The sequence below is a fragment of the Alteromonas sp. W12 genome, from assembly GCF_001924945.1.
In the GTDB taxonomy this organism is placed as follows: domain Bacteria; phylum Pseudomonadota; class Gammaproteobacteria; order Enterobacterales; family Alteromonadaceae; genus Alteromonas; species Alteromonas macleodii.
Genome location: NZ_LQXH01000012.1, coordinates 186,683 through 204,992, shown reverse-complemented (window position 1 = coordinate 204,992; position 18,310 = coordinate 186,683). Strand labels below are relative to the sequence as shown.

General features: G+C 46.5%; 17 protein-coding genes. 15 read left to right on the top strand and 2 right to left on the bottom strand.

The annotated features are described in order from the left end of the window. Positions 1-247: 247 nt before the first annotated feature. Positions 248-1,135: a TraB/GumN family protein gene (locus AWH61_RS18560; protein ID WP_039234928.1), complete on the bottom strand. Its 888-nt coding sequence runs from the start codon at positions 1,133-1,135 to the stop codon at positions 248-250. Positions 1,136-1,540: 405 nt separating this feature from the next. On the opposite strand from AWH61_RS18560, the gene AWH61_RS18555 reads away from it, so the two are divergent. From AWH61_RS18555 to AWH61_RS18545, 3 genes are all read left to right on the top strand, one after another. Continuing rightward, complete coding sequence (locus AWH61_RS18555; RefSeq protein WP_075177870.1) at positions 1,541-2,506, top strand: alpha/beta hydrolase fold domain-containing protein; 966 nt, start codon at positions 1,541-1,543, stop codon at positions 2,504-2,506. A gap of 261 nt (positions 2,507-2,767) precedes the next feature. Continuing rightward, a complete protein-coding gene (locus AWH61_RS18550; RefSeq protein WP_075177869.1) occupies positions 2,768-4,981 on the top strand; it encodes a TonB-dependent receptor in 2,214 nt (737 codons plus the stop codon). A gap of 91 nt (positions 4,982-5,072) precedes the next feature. After that, complete coding sequence (locus AWH61_RS18545; protein WP_014951030.1) at positions 5,073-5,753, top strand: Fe2+-dependent dioxygenase; 681 nt, start codon at positions 5,073-5,075, stop codon at positions 5,751-5,753. 56 nt (positions 5,754-5,809) lie between these two features. Here AWH61_RS18545 and AWH61_RS18540 read toward each other — a convergent pair whose 3' ends face one another. Then, the gene (locus tag AWH61_RS18540; protein WP_075177868.1) at positions 5,810-6,907 is read right to left on the bottom strand and encodes an alpha-hydroxy acid oxidase; all 1,098 of its coding nucleotides are present in this window, start codon (positions 6,905-6,907) and stop codon (positions 5,810-5,812) included. 372 nt (positions 6,908-7,279) lie between these two features. Here AWH61_RS18540 and AWH61_RS18535 point away from each other — a divergent pair, with 372 nt between their 5' ends. From AWH61_RS18535 to AWH61_RS18480, 12 genes are all read left to right on the top strand, one after another. Continuing rightward, positions 7,280-9,571 carry a FepA family TonB-dependent siderophore receptor gene (locus AWH61_RS18535; protein ID WP_075177867.1) on the top strand — a complete coding sequence of 764 codons (2,292 nt, stop codon included), beginning with the start codon at positions 7,280-7,282 and terminating at the stop codon, positions 9,569-9,571. A gap of 102 nt (positions 9,572-9,673) precedes the next feature. Beyond that, on the top strand, positions 9,674-10,450 hold the full coding sequence (locus AWH61_RS18530) for a DUF3450 family protein (RefSeq protein WP_039234921.1): 777 nt from the start codon (positions 9,674-9,676) through the stop codon (positions 10,448-10,450). Next, the gene (locus AWH61_RS18525) at positions 10,447-11,823 is read left to right on the top strand and encodes a MotA/TolQ/ExbB proton channel family protein (RefSeq protein WP_075177866.1); all 1,377 of its coding nucleotides are present in this window, start codon (positions 10,447-10,449) and stop codon (positions 11,821-11,823) included. The genes AWH61_RS18530 and AWH61_RS18525 overlap by 4 nt, the downstream gene beginning before the upstream one ends. After that, a complete protein-coding gene (locus AWH61_RS18520) occupies positions 11,823-12,209 on the top strand; it encodes a MotA/TolQ/ExbB proton channel family protein (RefSeq protein ID WP_014951025.1) in 387 nt (128 codons plus the stop codon). Before AWH61_RS18525 ends, AWH61_RS18520 begins: the two co-directional genes overlap by 1 nt. A 2-nt stretch (positions 12,210-12,211) precedes the next feature. After that, positions 12,212-12,619, top strand: a complete 408-nt coding sequence (locus AWH61_RS18515) for an ExbD/TolR family protein (protein ID WP_014951024.1) — start codon at positions 12,212-12,214, stop codon at positions 12,617-12,619. Between the two features lie 18 nt (positions 12,620-12,637). Beyond that, complete coding sequence (locus AWH61_RS18510; protein WP_014977608.1) at positions 12,638-13,258, top strand: energy transducer TonB; 621 nt, start codon at positions 12,638-12,640, stop codon at positions 13,256-13,258. Positions 13,259-13,334: 76 nt separating this feature from the next. Continuing rightward, entirely contained in the window at positions 13,335-14,708 is a 1,374-nt protein-coding gene (locus AWH61_RS18505) for a tetratricopeptide repeat protein (RefSeq protein WP_075177865.1), read from the top strand. Further along, positions 14,705-15,007, top strand: coding sequence for a hypothetical protein (locus AWH61_RS18500; protein ID WP_075177864.1), 303 nt, complete (start codon positions 14,705-14,707; stop codon positions 15,005-15,007). Before AWH61_RS18505 ends, AWH61_RS18500 begins: the two co-directional genes overlap by 4 nt. Position 15,008: 1 nt before the next feature. Next, positions 15,009-16,625 carry a PepSY-associated TM helix domain-containing protein gene (locus AWH61_RS18495; RefSeq protein WP_249922684.1) on the top strand — a complete coding sequence of 539 codons (1,617 nt, stop codon included), beginning with the start codon at positions 15,009-15,011 and terminating at the stop codon, positions 16,623-16,625. Beyond that, entirely contained in the window at positions 16,622-16,972 is a 351-nt protein-coding gene (locus AWH61_RS18490) for a DUF3325 domain-containing protein (RefSeq protein ID WP_014951019.1), read from the top strand. The genes AWH61_RS18495 and AWH61_RS18490 overlap by 4 nt, the downstream gene beginning before the upstream one ends. A gap of 144 nt (positions 16,973-17,116) precedes the next feature. Then, positions 17,117-17,716 (top strand): PepSY-associated TM helix domain-containing protein, encoded by a 600-nt coding sequence (locus tag AWH61_RS18485; protein ID WP_039227019.1) that lies wholly within the window; start codon positions 17,117-17,119, stop codon positions 17,714-17,716. Between the two features lie 46 nt (positions 17,717-17,762). Continuing rightward, positions 17,763-18,293 carry a DUF2271 domain-containing protein gene (locus AWH61_RS18480; protein WP_075177863.1) on the top strand — a complete coding sequence of 177 codons (531 nt, stop codon included), beginning with the start codon at positions 17,763-17,765 and terminating at the stop codon, positions 18,291-18,293. Positions 18,294-18,310 lie beyond the last annotated feature (17 nt).

The following is an 18,310-nucleotide window of genomic DNA, read 5'->3' as shown; positions in this document are numbered from 1 at the left end:
AGATCCTAGACTAATCTAGACTTAGCAACACAAGCCAAAAAAAGCGCACTTAGGTGCGCTTTTTTTATGCCTGCGATTTAGTTCGTGATTGTTGTGCCCTCTGAAACACGCCGTAAACCCATCCATGGGGGCTCCGATACCGCATCCCTGCGGTGTCAGGTTTAGAGAGCGATTTCCCTCTGTAATAGGCATAAAAAAGCTAGGACTATGCCTAGCTTTGATATTTAGGTCGGTAGCAACAAGGGAGTTACATTTGCTCGACTTTGTAGCCTTTCGCTTTTAATAAGGCGATAACACTGTCATCGCCAACTAGGTGGCCAGCACCGACTAAGACAAATTCTTGGTCATCATCGCCAAACATGGCTTCAATTTGAGGTAGCCAGTTTTGGTTGCGCTTAGTAAAAACATCGTCGTACGAAGCGGGAGATTCACGTTTGAATGTGTCTACCACCAGTTCATCGATTTTCTGAGTATTCCCTTCTCTCCATGCTTTTATGGTGCTTTTAAGCATGTCTTTTAGCTCTGGTAGCGTTTCCAAAGTTTCAGAAATGAGGCGGTCTTCTTCACCGGCTCCCATATTGGCAAGCATACTGATTTGAAAATCTAACGATTCCAGATATTCACTGGCTTTTCCGTCGCGAGCAGCTAACTGCATGAAGTAGGCATCTACACCTTGTCCAGCTAGCTGAGAGCGTTGTGCTTCCATAGCTACCAGCATTGATGCAACCATGCCTGGCTTAAACTGCGCTAACTGATCGGCTGTTGCGCCAAAGTTGGCTAAATAAACATTGAGAGCCTGATAGGTCTCTTCTGATACATCATCTTTAAGCGACTTACCGTCTTTGTAAGCAAGCCCAGCCATCATTTTTTGCTGACCTTCAATATCCGTTGGGGCAGGCATTTTTACTTCAAAAACTAAAGTGTCACTTTTTTCATAGGTTTCAGTGAACGTAGCGGGCAATGGAAATTCAGAGATTGGCAGAATATGTATTGTACCACCTACATAAACCGCATCATCGCCTTTCGACACTTTCCAAACTGAGGTCTGGTCGTGCTCTACATTTCCTGCAAAGGCCGTTGCCGAAATAGCGAAACTTGCCGCCATTGCCCATTTACGAAGGGGTATTCTTTTCATTGTATATATCCTTATTAACTATTCTACCAAGATGTCTTAGAGTGTATTGGCTACATGCAGCTTAATTCTTCCTGTCTGCCCCCAAAACACACTGCGCTCGACTAGTATTTCCAATCATATCAGATGCTCAATCAAGTAAGGACTGATCTTCAATACAGATTTTATTACTCTTTGTTGTGTCACTTTGATGTAGAACCACTATACCTGCGGTAACACGCCGCGGTCGCGAACATTTCAACTCTCGCTGAGTGAGTAATTATCTCTGCGGACTGGTATAAACTATATGTTAAAGCTTCGGGCGAGTTAATACGTTACGCTATGCACTCCATATTCGGTGTAGGCTGGTAGGATTCATACATTCTTGGCACCAACTCGCTGTTTATTAACGTTAACACTTCAAAAATAATGTCAAAACCTAACGAACCAAAAACACAGACCGTTAGTGATGCTCTTAAGCATGCTATCGAAAAATTTCCGACGACACCTATCGCAGAGGTTAAGGCAACGGTACCTCAAGATGCTGCTAGTTGGCGGGAGCTCGTGCAGCAACGAAATGCGCAGCAAAAGAAAAAAATAAAGAACATGCGTAAACAATTAGATGTCAGTGTGGAATTACTGGAAATAGCCGGCGTAACAGTTCGTAAGCTCACACCGAAAGAGGTGTCACCGCATTTTGAAAACCATGTTTATATAGACGTGCATGGGGGCGCCTATGTATTTTTTGGTGGCTTACCGAGTATTGAAGAAGGGTTATTGATTGCATCACGGTTAGGAATAACCGTATTGAGTGTAGATTACGCTATGCCGCCACATGCCCCAGCACCTGCCGCGCTTTGTGATTTAAAAGCTGTATACCTAGCGCTTTTAGATAGCGTTGACAGTCGTCGCATACTCGTTGGAGGGACATCCGCAGGCGCCGGGCTGGTTCTTGCGCTTATACAATCACTAGCCGCCGAGAGTATAAGCCTTCCTTGCGCTATCTATACAGGCACACCATGGGTAGATTTAACGCAGGCAGGGGATAGTCGACAAGTTAATGAAGGTGCTGATCGTGTGCTGGTTACCTACGAAGGACTACTACAATCTGCGGCAGCGCTTTACGCTGGAACAATCGACTTATCACACCCTAGTGTTTCGCCTATTTATGGTGACTTTACTTCGTTTCCGCCTGTTTTCATCGTGGCAGGAACACGCGATCTATTTTTAAGTGATGCAGTCCGTCTGCATAGGAAAATTCGCGATTTCAACGGTACGAGTCAACTTGAGATTGTGGAAGGCCTGTCCCATGCGGAATACCTCATCGCCCATGAAACTCCAGAGTCTTATATGACTTATGATGAACTAAGGGCATTTTTCTTACAGCATCTCTAGCTCAATTCTACAAAACCATACTGTTACAAAACACCTTTAGCCAATGAAAAAGAAAGCCATATAAGCTTGTGCTTATTCTTAATCAACCCGCGTTTTATCAGTTCTGACTGTCAGTTTAGTGTAAATTTGTAAAAGCATATGCAAATAATAATAATTTGCATTTATTTTAATCTCTCTGTATTTTACTCGGTGCCAAAATTCAACTCGGTACATTTAGGCATTTAATCACACACTTAAAAGCACTAAAGGGACTTCTTTTTCATGAAGAAAATGAATACAAAAAAAAGCGCACTAGCGCTGACAGTCACCGCAGCAATACCATTTGGAACCGCACTCGCTCAACAAGAGAATACCGCTGTTCAAGAGTTAGAAACCACTAAGGTTCAAGCTACCGAAGAAGCGGGTTATAAAGTTGACGAAACCTCTTCAGTAAAGCTAACGCAACCCATCGCGAATACCCCTCGTTCGATCAACGTGATTTCAGAACGCCTTCTTGAAGATCAGGGGATTACCAACTTAAACGATGCGCTTCGAAACGTTGCAGGCGTATCAACGTTTGGTGGTGGTGAAGGTGGTGGCGGTGTCGTGTCTGCCAGCGACAAGGTCACCATTCGTGGTTTTGATGCACGCTCAAATATCTATGTAGACGGTATTCGCGATATAGCCGGTTACAGCCGCGATACCTTCAACTACGAAGCTGTAGAAGTTATCAAGGGCGGAAGCGGCTCGTTAGACGGCCGCTCTACCGGTGGTGGTAGCGTTAACCTGGCAACTAAACGTGCGCGACTTGAGGATTTTGGTGCAGTGTCAGGTCGCTATGACTCCTTCGAAAACGCACGTGTAACACTGGATTACAATAAGAAGCTTTCTGAGAATGTTGCGGGCCGTTTAAACCTGTTATACAGCGATGGCGGTGACTTCTTTGACAATGGCGTTGAGGAATACCAAACCACTGGTGTGGCGGGCTCATTACTTTATAAAGTGAATGAAGCAACAGACATAAACCTTGATGTATTTGTGATGGAGCAGGATAACGTTCCGGTGCTTGGTCTTCCCTTCCTAACTTCAGCGGCTGCAGAAGCTACAGGTCAGCCCGAAGGACCGATAGATTCGGGTTTATGGGACGAATATTACAGTGTGCCGGGCCGCGACTTCGAAGAAGTGTCGACACAAATGTACACCTTAGTTATCAATCACAAAGTAAACGACGTGGTAACGCTTCGTAGCCAAACCCGTTTTGGTAGCAACGAAAAAGAGTCAGTAATTGGTCGTCCGTGGTGGAATTCAGGTGAAGAAGCTAACCTATTGAATGCTGAGCGCTTGCAAGCATTAGACGAAGAGACTGATTTATTTGTATCACAACTAGACGCAATTCTTTCGCTTGAATCTGGGGCTTTGAAGCATCGAGTTGTGCTGGGTGCAGAAGTAGCAGAAGAAGAGCGTACCAGTTTTGGTGTGACAGCAAATTACACCTATGTCGATGGGCAAGGCAATGTGTTGGAAGCTCCCACCATTAACCCTTTCGACTTGCAAAACAACGTGTTTGCAACAGGTGGCACAACGCGTAGCGGCAATGACACTTCGGGCGATGCGAGCACGGTAGCCTTATATCTTCTAGATACCATCAAAGTCGGTGAGCATCTTCAAGTAGACATAAACGCGCGTTATGACGATTTTGATATCTCCGGTTCTGCGTGTGGTCGACGTAGCGGTTGTTTCGATGGGCTCGACGCTCAAGACAGCTACTTTAGCTACGGTGCAGCGGTGAGCTATATGCCTACAGAGAACGGTAATATTTACCTAAGTCACAGTAATTCTAAGCAGCCGCCCGGCGTAGCGTTAGCGCTATCAACCAACGCCGCGCAAAATGCGGTAAGGCCTGAAAATGCAGTAACCACTGAACTTGGTGTGAAATGGCAGTTCTTTAACGACCAGCTGCTTGTTAGCGGTGCTGTGTTTGAAACTACGAAAGACGTGGTCGATTCACAAAATATTGAAGACGGTGTCACAGTGTATTCGCTAGCGGGTGAGCAAGAGTCTAAAGGCTATGAAGTCAGTGTTACAGGTATGCTAACGGACTCACTATCAATCTCTGCAAACTATGCGAGTTTAGATACTGAAGTTACCCAGGACACGACAGCGGATTCTATCGGTAACGGTCTACAAGCGTCGCCAGATGATACGGCTAACATTTGGGTTAACTATGCTGCAATGGATAACAAACTGAATGTGGGCGGTGGTATCTATTACAACTCTGGTGAAACCTACTGGCGCAGAAATACGGCTTATTTCACGGTCGATTCTTACACTACGCTTTTCCTAATGGCATCTTATCAAGTGACAGAGGGTTTAAAGCTTCAGTTAAACGTTGATAACTTAACAGATGAAGAGTACGTGGTAGATTACAGCGCTAAAGGGCACTTCCGTCCAGGGAACCCTCGAAGTGTAGCTGTCTTTGCTAACTATACTTTCTAATTGAGTATTCGTTATTATAAAACCAGCCTTAGGTAAAAAGACCTCTGGCTGGTTTTTTATATTTTACTCGCTTTGCCACAATGGGAACATCATGCTGGTTAGAATTGAGAACTTCCTTACCAAACAAGAAGTCACCGATGCGGTGTCGCTTCTTGAGAAAGCCGATTGGGTTGATGGCGCTGTAACAGCGGGGCATTTAGCGTTACATGCCAAGAAAAACCTGCAGTTGCCTGAAGATTCTCCCACGGCACGCCAGCTAGGGGATTTCATTTTGAGCTTAATGGGTCAGTCGCAGCACATATTAGCGGCAGGGCTACCTAATAAAATATACCCTCCCATGTTCAACTGCTATCAGAGCGAAGGAGAATTTGGCGATCATATCGATAATACCATTAGGCGGGTGGCAGGAACTGCTGTAAAGGTTCGTACGGATATCTCAATGACGGTTTTTCTCAGTGAGCCCGAAGAATACGAAGGGGGAGAGCTCGTGATCCAAGATACTTATGGAGAGCAGCGTGTGAAATTCGCGGCGGGCGATATGGTAATGTACCCATCAACCAGTTTACATAGAGTGACACCTGTTACAAAGGGCCGTCGACTCGCATCGTTTTTTTGGATGCAAAGTTTAGTGAGAAGTGCTGAACAACGCCGTATTCTGTACGACTTAGATATGAGTATTCAGGCACTTAGCGCCGAAACGCCTAATAACGCTGAAATTGTAAGGCTTTCGGGTGTGTATCACAATCTGTTAAGACAGTGGAGTGAAACCTAAGCTTAAAGACCTGCAAGTAATGCGTGTTTGCGCGGTGAAATTTTCTAAGAAATTGACTAAGCTGTGGGCCATAAACAGTGCTTATTTATTTCTTCTATGGAGCCTACGCCGCAAAGCGCCATTGTCATTTCAAGCTCGTCTCTCAACAATCGAATAGTGTGAGCAACACCTAATGCCCCCGCCGTGGCTAATCCGTACATCAGAGGCCGACCAATAAGCACGGCGTTAGCACCCAGTGCCATGAGCTTTACCACATCAGCGCCTCTGCGCACACCGCTGTCGGCCAGTACCATCATTTCATCACCAACCGTTTGGCGAATAATAGGAAGCATTTCTACCGGTGAAGGCACGCTGTCCAAAGCACGGCCGCCGTGATTCGACACTACAATGCCCGCTACGCCAAGTTCCGCTGCTTTTTGAGCGTCCAGTGGATTAAGAATACCTTTCAACACAATGGGCAATGACGTGTGTTGCTGGATAAAAGCAATATCGTCCCATGTAGGAGCCTGTGCCATAAGCCCTTGAAATACAACGCTCTTGCCTTCTCCGGGGTGCACTAAGGGAGGAGGCGTATCTATATTGACCGCGCGCACATTTGGAGGGAGCGAAAATTCAGCTCTCTGCTCACGGTTTCGCAAGCCGTTAATTGGCGCATCGATGGTGATTACCAATGCTGAAAACTGAAAATGTTCTGCTTTTTGTATGAGTTCTAGAGTTTGTGAAAGGGTAGGTTGAACATAGAGTTGAAACCAGCGGGGGCTTTCCACCTGACTAGAAATATCTTCAAAGGAGCAACTGGCTAACGTGCTCATCACCCATAAGCCGCCTTGAGCTTGTGTTGCCATCGCCGTAGCAATCTCACCATCGGGATGCGCTAACGCTTGATAAGCAACAGGCCCTGAAATTATAGGGTGTTCAAACTGCTGCCCTAACAAGGTGGTTTTAGTTCCCCCCAGTTTGACATCTTTCAAAGCGCGGGGAAGTAAACACAGGTCGTCTAATTTTTCTCGATTTCTTCGCATCGACAATTCATCTGCAGAGCCACCGGCAATATATGCCCACGATTGTGGGGTTAGTCGCTCCCGAGCCAGGTTCTCGTAATCAGACAGTGCTGCAAGGGTTTTAGGAATTGTATTTAGCGGTGTTTTAAGCATATTCGTCAGTTTTATGTAAAGAAAGTAAAAAGCCTTTCAATATTAATTAAATTGCAAATGATAATAATTGTCATTAAGATGCAGTGCGATTTGAGCACGATTAGCCACTTCTTGCAAATAAGAAGAGAAATAAAGCGATGAAAATTCCCTATGACAGACAGGGGATGCAAGTTTCTACGGATAGTCTCACTTTTGGGCATTCTTTCTTGGAATAACAATAATCACACCAATTGCCCTAACTCAAATAGTTAGTGCTTTGCTCATGTTTGGCGTTAGAGCCATTTATGAAGTTAAGCCGCGCGTAACAAGACACAACATTTTGAAATGGCGAGCCACTGGCTGGCCAACACTCAACACATTAAGGATTATCAAATGCCTGTAAATGGTAAGCGCATTATTTTGTTAGGAACCCTGTTTCCCATGTTGTCAGCGGGTGTGCTGGCGCAAAGCGAAGAGATAGAAACGCTCGACACCACCGTTGTGCAATCTGCGTCTGAAGAGCTGAAGCAAGCCCAAGGCGTGTCTATCATTACGGAAGAAGATTTCAAACGTCGTCCTGTCACTAACGATATCGCTGAAATTGTAAGAACCATGCCGGGTATCAACCTTACAGGTAACTCAAGCTCAGGACAGTATGGCAACAAACGTCAAATCGACATTCGCGGAATGGGTCCAGAAAATACGCTTATTTTAATTGACGGCAAGCCAGTGTTGTCGCGTAACTCTGTAAAAATGGGCCGTTCAGGAGAGCGAAACACACAGGGCGACAGCAACTGGGTTCCAGCTGAAGCGATTGAGAGCATTGAAGTTATTCGTGGTCCAGCAGCGGCTCGCTATGGCTCTGGCGCATCAGGTGGTGTTATCAATATTATCACTAAGTCTCCTGATGAAGCTTCTACCTCTATCACCGCTCAGACCGAGCTTTCTTCAAATAAATACGAAGGCGACAACCGTCGTTTTAACCTAGTAACAAGTGCGCCTTTATCTGAGCGTTTCTCTCACCGCACTATTGTTAACTACAACGAACAGGACGCTGACGACCCACGCGTAAATTTAGACGCAACAGACGTAACAACGGGCCGCGGCGGTACAGCAAAAGCGGTAGGTGCAGGACGTGAAGGTGTTGAAAACATCGACGTGCGTACTCTTGTTCGCTTCGACCAAGATGAAATTAATCGCTGGGACTTTGAAGCAGCCTATAGCCGCCAAGGCAACCGCTATGCCGGTGACAATGCATTTCAAGGCGTAAGCTACCCCGTTGATGAAAACGGCAACGTCATCATACCTGAACCTGAAGACCTGGCAGAAACTGATGCTCAGAGCTTAATTGGTGAAGAAACACTAGTAATGCATCGTCGCACGTTCGGCGTAACACACAATGGTGAGTATGACTTCGGCGATTCATTTAGCTATATCCAATACGAAAGCACGTCTAACAGCCGTTTAGGTGAAGGCTCTGCAGGTGGTGGTGAAGGTCGCATTAATAGCCTTGAGATGACCACCATCAAATTAGAGAACATTACGGCAAAGACCGAGTGGAATGTGCCTTTAACGCTAGGCGGCTTCAATCAAACCGCAACGTTTGGTGCGGAATACCGCAAAGAGACCCTAGACGATTCAGTTAGCAATCAGCTTTCTCTGAATGTGGTTGATGACGGCACTATTCCTGGTGTAGAGACTGACCCAGAAAATCGTCCATCTGAAACCGACGCCACGCTTGTAGGTGTGTATGTTGAAGACAACATCATGCTAACGGATTCAATTACGCTTACGCCTGGACTGCGTTTTGATGATCACAGCAAAGCGGGTACAAACCTTAGCCCGAGCTTGAATGCATCATGGCAGGCATCGCCTAATATTGTGGTTCAAGGTGGTATTAGCCGTGCTTTTAAAGCACCAAATCTCTATCAATTAAATCCTAACTACGTGTACTACACCCGAGGTAATGGTTGCCCAGTTGACTTCTCTAACCTAGGTGGCGGGTGTCACATTCTAGGAAACCCTGACCTAGAGCACGAAACCTCAGTAAACAAAGAAATTGGTGTTAACTACACCAACGAAGAGGGCTTGAACGCGGGTATTACTTACTTCCACAACGACTATAAAGACAAAATTGGCACCGGTAATGTACCGCCAGAGTATGTGTTACCTGGCGAAGAAGGTGGCGAGGCCAACGTTCAGGTATTCCAGTGGTTTAACGTTCCTGAAGCGGTTATTTCTGGCCTTGAAGGTAACTTGTTGTTCCCTGTAACCAGCACTATTGAGTGGTCGACCAACTTTACCGTGATGCTTGAGTCAGAAGATAAATCTACTGGCCAGCCATTATCTATCGTTCCTGACTACACAGTGAACTCGCTAATAAGCTGGCAAGCCACCGATGCACTTGAGCTTGTGCTTAGCGCTCAACACTACGGTGAGACAGAAAGCCCTACGGCCAGCGTTAATTCGGGCGCCGTTATCGAAGCTGATGATCGCGAAGCCTATACCATCACCAACATTAACGCCATTTACGCGTTCGACGAAAACTTAAGCTTCAACGTGTCGGTTAAGAACTTGTTTAACGAAAGCGTTAAGCGTGAAGGTACACAAGCATCTAACGCAGGGGCGAATACTTTCAACGAACCAGAAAGAAGCTTCTTGTTGTCTGCTACCTACCAGTTCTAATACTTAGCAAGCAGTAACAAGACATTAAAAATGCCGGCCTCGATAGCGATATCGACGTGCCGGCAATCTCATTAATTCAGCCAAGAGATGTAAGGGATTTGAATGAAAGTTAAAAGAAGTGCAGCGCTTTCTTTTGTACTGGTATCACTTGCCGTGGCCTCATCAGGTATTGTGATGGCAGCAACAAAAGCCAGCGATATCGACGGGCTCACTGAAAAGTGGATTAGCATTGAGCGCCAGACGCAAAAGCTAGAAAACGAGTGGCGTGAATCAGAGCCTGCATTGCGTCAGCGTATTCAACTGCTTAAAGCTGAACGTACTCAGCTGCAGAGTATGATTGACGAAAGTAAGGCTGCAACCACCGACGTAGAAGCCCAGCGAGAAGCACTGCTTTCTGAGCAAAGTGAGCTTGAAGCACAACAGGGTGGGGTAGAGCGTGCATTGACTGGAGTAATAGGGCAAGTAGACAGCCTTTACTCGTCGCTGCCTGAAATTATTCGCCAGACGTGGGATAAAGAGCAAGCCGAATTAGCGGCTGACGCCGACACGTCAAATAAGCTTCAGGTTACCCTTGCAAAACTTTCATCCCTTGCGCAATTCAATAGCAAACTTCTGGTAAACGAAACCGTAATGCGTGCTCCCGATGACAAAGATGTATTAGTTAAGCAGTTCTTTGTTGGTAGCAGCTATGCGTGGTTTACCAACGCCGATGGTCAATATCAGGGGGCCGGTCGCGTTAAAAATGGCGAGTGGCAGTGGCAATTCAGTGACAATGTAGATAGCGAATCGGTGGCCCTTGCCGTCGCTATTTTTGAGAAAAAGCATGAACCCGATTTTGTTTCTTTACCACTTACACTGGCTAAAGGAGAAGGCGAATGAAATGCTTATCTCACGTTCTCACAGCATTTAATCCAATGTTGAGATCCTCTCTCATCGCAGCATGTGTTGCTTTGTGTGCTGCTGTGGTTTGTGTACCGGCAGTGGCAGCGCCTGAAGATAGCATGCTGGCCAATATTAAAGAGGCAAAAGCGCGTCTGGAGCGCACCGAAAGCAAAATTAGTAAAGAGCGGGTAGCGCTGGCTAATGAATTGCGTGCGCTTGAACAGCAGGTAATGAAACTGCGCAATGAAACCACGGTAGCCCGCCGTAAAATGGACGAAAGAACCCTTAGTCTTTCACAGTTAGAAAATCGCCTATCGAGCTGGAGCGAGCAACAAGAGTTCCAACAAAATTTGTTGAGCCGTTTCCTGCTTCAAACTGGTGTAGACAGTCTGTCATTAAGCGAAATGAGCTTGTCTGACAAAGTCCAGAAAGTGGGTGAAAAAGCGAAAGAGTTTGCCAATCAACAAACCCCTAATTTCAGTGCAGGAAAGGTTGTACTAGCGAATGGCGAAGTGACCCAAGCAAAAGTGCTTACTCTTGGCCCGGTGACGTGGTATCTGGCGCAAGCACAAAACGTTGCGGGTACGGCAGAGCGTAAGCAAGACCTGTTTACCTCTACGTCCACTTTTTCAGATACGGATACCGAAAGCCTTGCAAGCTTGGCAAGCAGCGGCAATGGCAGCATTAAAATAGATCCTACCCTTGGCCGCGCAGCAACGCGCGAGCAAGCGTCAGAAGGGGTAATTGAACATGTTGTGAAAGGCGGAGTGTGGGTGATCCCTATCGTTTTGTTTGCCCTTCTCGCTACGCTTATCGCACTGTTTAAAGTTATTCAGCTATGGCGCTTGCCGAAGGTTAAGCAAGTAGCATCAGGCAAAGCTCTGGTGAACATGGTGGGCAGTTCAGGTGTGGGCTTCTTTGATGGCATGCAGCGCGAGCTGTATGACATAACTAAGCGTGCAAGCACGCCAACTGAACGCGACGATGAACTGTTTTCTGCACTCCAGCAAGACAAAATCAAGCTTGAAAAATACAACGGCACCATTGCTGTAACTGCTGCCGTTGCACCCTTGCTAGGTCTTCTAGGTACGGTAAGCGGCATGATTGAAACCTTTAGAATGATGACGGCATTTGGCTCAAGCGACCCCGAAGTTATTTCTGGCGGGATCGCTAAAGCCTTGGTTACGACAGAGTTAGGCTTAGTTGTGGCCATACCGGCATTAATTCTAAATGCCGTACTCTCTCGCAAAGCGCGACATTACTACGAAGAGCTCGAAAGTTTCGCGCTTGTACTTAGCAATGACGAGCCTGACGTTGCTGAGAAAAGCGACCAAAAGAGTGATGGTCAAAAGCAAGCGAGCGCAAGCTAATGATTGAACAGCTAGCGGGGAATGCATTGTGTTGGTTAATGCTGCTGGTGGCATGGTTTGCTTACCAGCAAATCTTTGTGTTGTTTACTACACGCAAAGAGATAGCCCAAGTGCGTGATGGAGAGAAAGAGCTAACAAAGCGAGAAATGGTACCTGCCGTACTGGTTAGTGCTCTTCCCTTGATGGGCCTGCTAGGAACAATAGCAGGCCTACAAGTGAGTTTCACCGGAATGATGTCGTTAGGTGTCGATAGTCAAGTCGTCACTGGTGGCATTGCCGATGCACTTTTTACCACTCAGCTTGGCTTAACCTTGGCTATTCCTGGCTGGCTTTTGTTGATGTTTGTTAATGGTGCGGTAAAGCGTGCCGTAGCAAGGGAGGCGTAAACATGGCAAGTCGATTACAGCGACGCCTTGAAAACCAGCAAGCGCAAGGCATTGATATGTCTCCGCTACTAGACGTGGTTTTTATACTTTTAATTTTCTTTATCGTTTCAACAGTGTTTGTAAAAGAGACTGGGGTAGAGGTAGATAAACCACAGGCAATATCAGCACAAAAGCTCGATCAAATGGCCATTATGCTGGCAATTACCCGAACCGGTGAAGTGGTGTATGACAGTGCCAATATCGGTGTGAGCGGTGTGCGCTCTACCGTTGAGCAATTGTTGATGAAAGAACAACGCCCAGTAGTCATTCAGGTAGATAAAGCCGTTCGCTCTGAATTACTGGTAGAAGTCATAGATGAAGCCAAACTGGCGGGTGCCGACACGGTAAATATCGCCACTTTGAAGCCATAGCGAACGAGGCAAAATTCAATGAAATACAATCTTCAACCTTCTCTACTTAGCGGTGCGGTGCTCGTTAGTGCGCTCGGCGTTATGTGGCTAGGGCACTTTTTGTCTAATCTGCAGCCCGACACTATGGTTGTGCGCAAGTTAGACATTGCGGTAACACCTCCACCGCCGCCGCCCCCTAAAACGCAAAATGTAGTGGAAGAGACTGAACTTGTTATGCAGGTAGAGGGCAGTGGCGCAGCCATGACCATGGCGGATTTAAGTGTTGAGCCAGATATTCAAGTGCCAAAGCCCGACATGCCAAATGTCAAAGTGACCCAAACCCAATGGGATATGCCTGATATTGAATTGGACGCCTTTGGGCTAAGCGAACTGGATTCAAAGCCTACCTTGCTGACTCCGGTCAAAATACGTTTCCCCAAGCGACTTAAAAAGCAAGGTATCAAGCGGGTGATTGTAAAGCTCGACGTCATTATTGACGAACACGGCAACGTAAAGCTGATGGATATTGTCGAGAACCCGCATCACGAGCTCAATAAAGAAATAATGCGTTTTGTTAAAGCCAGCAAATTTACATCGCCCTACAAAGAGGATGAAGCGGTGAAGGCGCGTTTTATTTGGCCCGTAGTTATAGAGGCCTAATAGAAGCCTATTAAAGGCCTGGTTTAGCGCAATAAAGCGAAATAGAAGCTAAAGAATTTAGAGGTTGATTGAGACAATGTTAAACAAGATTACAGCCGTAACTGTCCTCAGCTGTGTAGTGAGCGCGCTGGCTTTTGTTAAGCCAGTAAGTGCGAAAATAACGGTGGAATTGGAAGAACCCGATTGGCAGTTTGTCATGCGTCAGCATCATAGAGATGATCATCGTGAACGTATATCCCGTGAAGAAGGTGAGTTTATCGGGCGCATTCAGGCCGACTTGCAAGCAGGCAATTATTCAAACGTTGCCAGCGCATTTGCAACCCAGGATATTTCTCAATTTAGTCCACGCTTGCGTGAGCTTTACGGACAAGTGCTATTGAATGAGAAAAACTACTCACTTGCCGAAAAAGTGCTGTTGGACGTTATCGATGCTATGCCAAACCTTCCATCGGCGCACAGAAGTTTGAGCATGGCGTATTTAATGACAGATAAATTGGCCAAAGCACGCACTCATTTAACTAAAAGCGTAGAGCTAGGTATTCAAGATGCCCAACTTTTCGGGCAGCTAGCCTATACCAATGTTCAGCTTGGCAAACCTGTCACCGCTATTGGTGCTTATCAAAATGCGTTAATGCTCGAACCTGAAAACAAGCAATGGTATCAAGGCTTATTGTTCGCGCTTATTGAAAGTAATGCACTTGCACAGGCGGAAAGCTTGCTAAGCGAAATGTTGGTAGATGATGAAAGTAATCAGCAGCTTTGGCTCCAACGGGGACAAATAGCGTTAAAGCAGGGTGACATGGTAAAGGCGCTGAGCAGCTTAGAGACTGCCCTTTCTTTAGGTGACCGCTCGCTGTCGAACTTGATTTCAGTGGCTAAATTGCACGTTTCTGACGGCAGTCCGCGGCGCGCAGCAGACATACTGGCTACCCATGCGAAGACTTTCATTACCGACAAAGATGGGGAAGGCTTTGACGCTTACTCCAAAATAGCGGCTTACTTAGCGGCTAATGAGCAGTGGTCTGATTTAGGTAAATTAACGCAAGCTGCCGACAACAATGTGAAAAAGCTCACGACCTCTCAAGCAGCTACGCTTAATGTACTTAAAGCTCAATTGGCTATGGGAAAAGGGCAAAGCAAAACGGCAATTTCCCTTTTAACCAAAGCCATTGCTGACGTCCCTGACAATGGAGAGGCGCTGTTGTCTCTTGCTTCACTTTATCGTCAACAGAACAACGTCGAACGTGCCAAAATGACCTATCTGCGAGCTGAGTCACTCGCCGATGTTAAACAGCGCGCCATGCTCGGGCGTGCGCAAATTGCCATAGATCAGCGTCAGTACCAAGATGCACTTACGCTTTTACGACAAGTCTATAAATCGTACCCATCCCGTTCTGATTTACTTGGCAACATCCAGTCACTAGAAAACCTAGTGAAGAACACAATATGAAAAGCCAAACGGTAAACCGCGTCGCCATGAATCGTGAACGATTGGATGTCGCACTTAGAACGCTGATTGCTGTGGCACTGGGCTACGCTTTTTCAGCGTGGCTAAGCAGTGCTATCGCCAATTTTATAGGGGCTGACGGACGAGAGCACGAAGTGCTGGTAAGAATGCTGTTCTTTTGTGTTTACTGCACCTTCATCCTTTTTACGTTCATCTTTGATACGACGAAAAAGGCATCCATCGTAATGACAGCGCTCTCTGCGTTAGCCTTATGTCTTTATTCAATCAGTACAGGGCTTTAACATGAAAGGGAATGTCAGAAAGTCTATGACGTGGCTTCATACTTGGAGCTCGGTACTTGTTGGTTGGTTACTCTTTGCTATTTTTTTCACCGGGACGCTGTCGTTTTTTAGAACCGAAATAACCTATTGGATGCAGCCAGAACAACACGCCGCAGTACCCAGCGAAAGGGCGCTAGAGCACGGTTTACGTTATCTTGCGATCAATGCGCCCAATGCAAGTGAATGGCAACTCTCACTACCAGATGCGCGCTCGAATACACTCGACTTGTCGTGGCGCGACGCTAATGCAGGTAACGAGCGTCGTCGAGGTCCACGGGTCATGTTGAACCCGTCCACGGGTGAAGAGATAAAAGTAAGGGAAACGGCCGGTGGCAACTTCCTTTATCGTTTTCATTTCGAGTTATACGGTATCGACAGAACCATTGGACGCTGGATAGTAGGCGTAGTCAGTATGATGATGTTTGTTGCTATTATCAGCGGCGTCATCATGCACAGAAAAATCTTTGCCGATTTCTTTATGTTCAGGCCAAAGAAGAAGCTGCTGAGCTGGATAGATGGGCACGCCATTAGCGCGGTACTAGCACTACCATTTCATATCATGATCACTTTTTCTGGTTTGATTCTATTAGGCGCCACGCTATTGCCTTTTAACAGCGAGGAGCGCGTGCGGCACCGTCCTCAAGGTACAGAAGTACGCCAGAATGCGCAGCAGCAAAATCTAGCTTCGCCAGACATTAATGCCTTATTGGCCTTACCTATCTCTTCGATGATTGCTCACGCTGAGCGCACATGGCAGGTGCCGGTTGAAAGCCTATCTATTACTCACCCGGGTAAAGCTAACGCTCAGTTTACGCTAAGTGGGAACAACAGAACGCAGTTAAGTGCGGGGCGTGGAGGAAGTAGTGCGCTGGTATTTAACGCACAAGGCGAAGTCATTAACGAGCGCCTAGCCTCAGTAGCCGCTAACGCCAGCCAGGCGACGTATAACTATTTGGATATGCTACATCAAGCGCGCTTCGCCGATACCCTTACTCGCTGGTTACTATTTTTTGCCGGTATTCTGGGTACCATTATGGTGGGAACGGGCTCTGTTTTGTGGGTAGTGAAACGGGCAAAGCAGCAGCTTGGAGAGTTTGGTTTTGAATTGGTCAGAGGCAGTAATATAGGCAGCATTGCAGGATTAATGTGTGCGACCGGTGGCTACTTTTGGGTAAATAGACTACTTCCTGCTGATCTAACGTCTCGAAGCTTATGGGAAATTAAGGTGTTTTTCGCAATATGGCTGGTGTGTGTGGTTGCAGGGTTTATTTGGCGAGACAAAAAAGGGTGGGTAATTCAACTTGGCTTTGCAGCAGTGTTGTTTGCGCTTGTACCTTTGCTTGACCACCTCACCTCAGCAACAGGCTTAGATTTCGCGGTTGCAAATGGTGATAGCCTGAGAGTGGGTTTTGACCTTATGTGCATAACACTTGCGGCAGTACTCGGCTATGCTGCTTACCACGTCACAAAAGCCAAAGCCGTGAAAGCAAAACGGGTAAACAGCGCACCTTCACCAAAGCGAAAAGACACAGCTCGCCAAAATAAGCCGCAAGGTGACAACAGCGAGGCATTAATATGAGTATCATTCTGGATGTGGTGTTCGCATTTGTGCTTACTTATTTGAGTTTCTTACTACTCTCGCTTGGCAACAAGAAGCATGCCGGTATCACTCGACTAACCAGCACACCTTCACCACTACTTTTAATTGTACTTCATAGTTTAGCGTATTTGCTTATGGCAATAAGCCTCATGAACTGCATAGACGTGTGGAAGACCGAAATTGGCGTGGTGGTATGGATAGGGCTTTTACAGCTTGCAAGCGTGATGGTTTCAGCAACGTTTACCTATTTACCTACCCTTTACACCGTGGTGTGTAATTACCTATTGCTTGTCGCTTTTTGGGGGCCTCGTTTACGCGAAAAGTGAAGCAATACTTAAAGGTTGTTGAGCAAAAAATACAATAATGAGAATAAATCTCATTTACATTGAAAAGGGTGGAAATATCTGTATTATCTAGCCCGTTGAATTAATCAATATCACCGAGTAGTACAGAGAGTTAGCAACGAAATTATGAGTTTTTCTTTAGGCGGCATCCGCCAATGGCACTGGATTAGTGGCGCAGTCTGTCTGGTCGGGATGATGTTATTTGCCCTAACGGGGATTACGCTAAATCACGCTGCAGACATTCCAGCGAACAGAACTGTAACGTCAGCTGAATCAAGCCTACCACCGTTGGTTGTCGAACAATTGGTTTCTCTGGACACCGGTGACATAGCCATTCCAAGCGAACTCGTCGCGTTTATGCAGTCGCAAGAGGGTATTTCACTACCTTCATCGGTGACGGGAGAGTGGGATGGTATTGAATTTTATGCCGCTTGGCCTGGACCCGGTGCTGACAGTTGGATAGCAGTAGATGCTGAACTTGGCACAGTAACTTATGAAAACGTTGATAGAGGATGGATATCTTATTTCAATGACCTGCATAAAGGGCGGAACACGGGAAATGCCTGGCGCTGGTTTATCGATATCTTCGCTGTTGCCTGCATTATTTTTAGCGTAACTGGGCTGCAACTATTAATGCGTCACTCGAAAACACGCGCGTCTACTTGGCCCATTACTACGCTCGGTGTGCTCATCCCGTTTGTCATTATTTTACTGTTTGTGCACTAGCGCGACGCTAGTGGCACTTACCTACACAATTTTAAGGAGTGTTTACATGAAAATGCGAAAAGGCCCAGTTATCGCATCGACTTTATTAAGTATGACATTTGCCTCTGGCGCTATTCACGCTGCAAGCCAAGCCAAACTTGACGTGGCCTTACCGCAACTTGATGTGGCTGAATATCACAAACCTTATCTTGCCGTGTGGATTGAAGACAGTAAACGCAAGGCTACTCAAGTCGCCGTATGGTACGACGTTGAAATGCGTGAAGACAAAGGGAAAGAGTGGCTTAAAGACTTGCGCCAATGGTGGCGTCGTGGTGGACGAAGCCTTGATTTGCCTTATGACGGACTTACCAGTGCAACAAAAGGCCCAGGCGATTACAGTCTTGATTCGCAGTTAAATAAAGCGCTAGCAGAACTGCCAGAGGGCGATTACACGCTTCGCGTTGAAGCATCACGAGAAGTAGGCGGAAGAGAAGTACTGTCTCTGCCATTTTCATTACCGCTATCTGCTGCGTCACTACCGGTAGAAGTGAAAGGAAATTCAGAACTTGGGCGTGTAGTACTGCGTCTGGAAGACTAATCTGCTGAGGCGCTAAT

What these genes read in the sequence shown, in the direction of transcription:
- AWH61_RS18560 (WP_039234928.1), bottom strand. Translation starts at nt 1,135, where the DNA reads ATGAAAAGAATACCCCTTCGTAAATGGGCAATGGCGGCAAGTTTCGCT.
- AWH61_RS18555 (WP_075177870.1), top strand. Translation starts at nt 1,541, where the DNA reads ATGTCAAAACCTAACGAACCAAAAACACAGACCGTTAGTGATGCTCTT.
- AWH61_RS18550 (WP_075177869.1), top strand. Translation starts at nt 2,768, where the DNA reads ATGAAGAAAATGAATACAAAAAAAAGCGCACTAGCGCTGACAGTCACC.
- AWH61_RS18545 (WP_014951030.1), top strand. Translation starts at nt 5,073, where the DNA reads ATGCTGGTTAGAATTGAGAACTTCCTTACCAAACAAGAAGTCACCGAT.
- AWH61_RS18540 (WP_075177868.1), bottom strand. Translation starts at nt 6,907, where the DNA reads ATGCTTAAAACACCGCTAAATACAATTCCTAAAACCCTTGCAGCACTG.
- AWH61_RS18535 (WP_075177867.1), top strand. Translation starts at nt 7,280, where the DNA reads ATGCCTGTAAATGGTAAGCGCATTATTTTGTTAGGAACCCTGTTTCCC.
- AWH61_RS18530 (WP_039234921.1), top strand. Translation starts at nt 9,674, where the DNA reads ATGAAAGTTAAAAGAAGTGCAGCGCTTTCTTTTGTACTGGTATCACTT.
- AWH61_RS18525 (WP_075177866.1), top strand. Translation starts at nt 10,447, where the DNA reads ATGAAATGCTTATCTCACGTTCTCACAGCATTTAATCCAATGTTGAGA.
- AWH61_RS18520 (WP_014951025.1), top strand. Translation starts at nt 11,823, where the DNA reads ATGATTGAACAGCTAGCGGGGAATGCATTGTGTTGGTTAATGCTGCTG.
- AWH61_RS18515 (WP_014951024.1), top strand. Translation starts at nt 12,212, where the DNA reads ATGGCAAGTCGATTACAGCGACGCCTTGAAAACCAGCAAGCGCAAGGC.
- AWH61_RS18510 (WP_014977608.1), top strand. Translation starts at nt 12,638, where the DNA reads ATGAAATACAATCTTCAACCTTCTCTACTTAGCGGTGCGGTGCTCGTT.
- AWH61_RS18505 (WP_075177865.1), top strand. Translation starts at nt 13,335, where the DNA reads ATGTTAAACAAGATTACAGCCGTAACTGTCCTCAGCTGTGTAGTGAGC.
- AWH61_RS18500 (WP_075177864.1), top strand. Translation starts at nt 14,705, where the DNA reads ATGAAAAGCCAAACGGTAAACCGCGTCGCCATGAATCGTGAACGATTG.
- AWH61_RS18495 (WP_249922684.1), top strand. Translation starts at nt 15,009, where the DNA reads ATGAAAGGGAATGTCAGAAAGTCTATGACGTGGCTTCATACTTGGAGC.
- AWH61_RS18490 (WP_014951019.1), top strand. Translation starts at nt 16,622, where the DNA reads ATGAGTATCATTCTGGATGTGGTGTTCGCATTTGTGCTTACTTATTTG.
- AWH61_RS18485 (WP_039227019.1), top strand. Translation starts at nt 17,117, where the DNA reads ATGAGTTTTTCTTTAGGCGGCATCCGCCAATGGCACTGGATTAGTGGC.
- AWH61_RS18480 (WP_075177863.1), top strand. Translation starts at nt 17,763, where the DNA reads ATGAAAATGCGAAAAGGCCCAGTTATCGCATCGACTTTATTAAGTATG.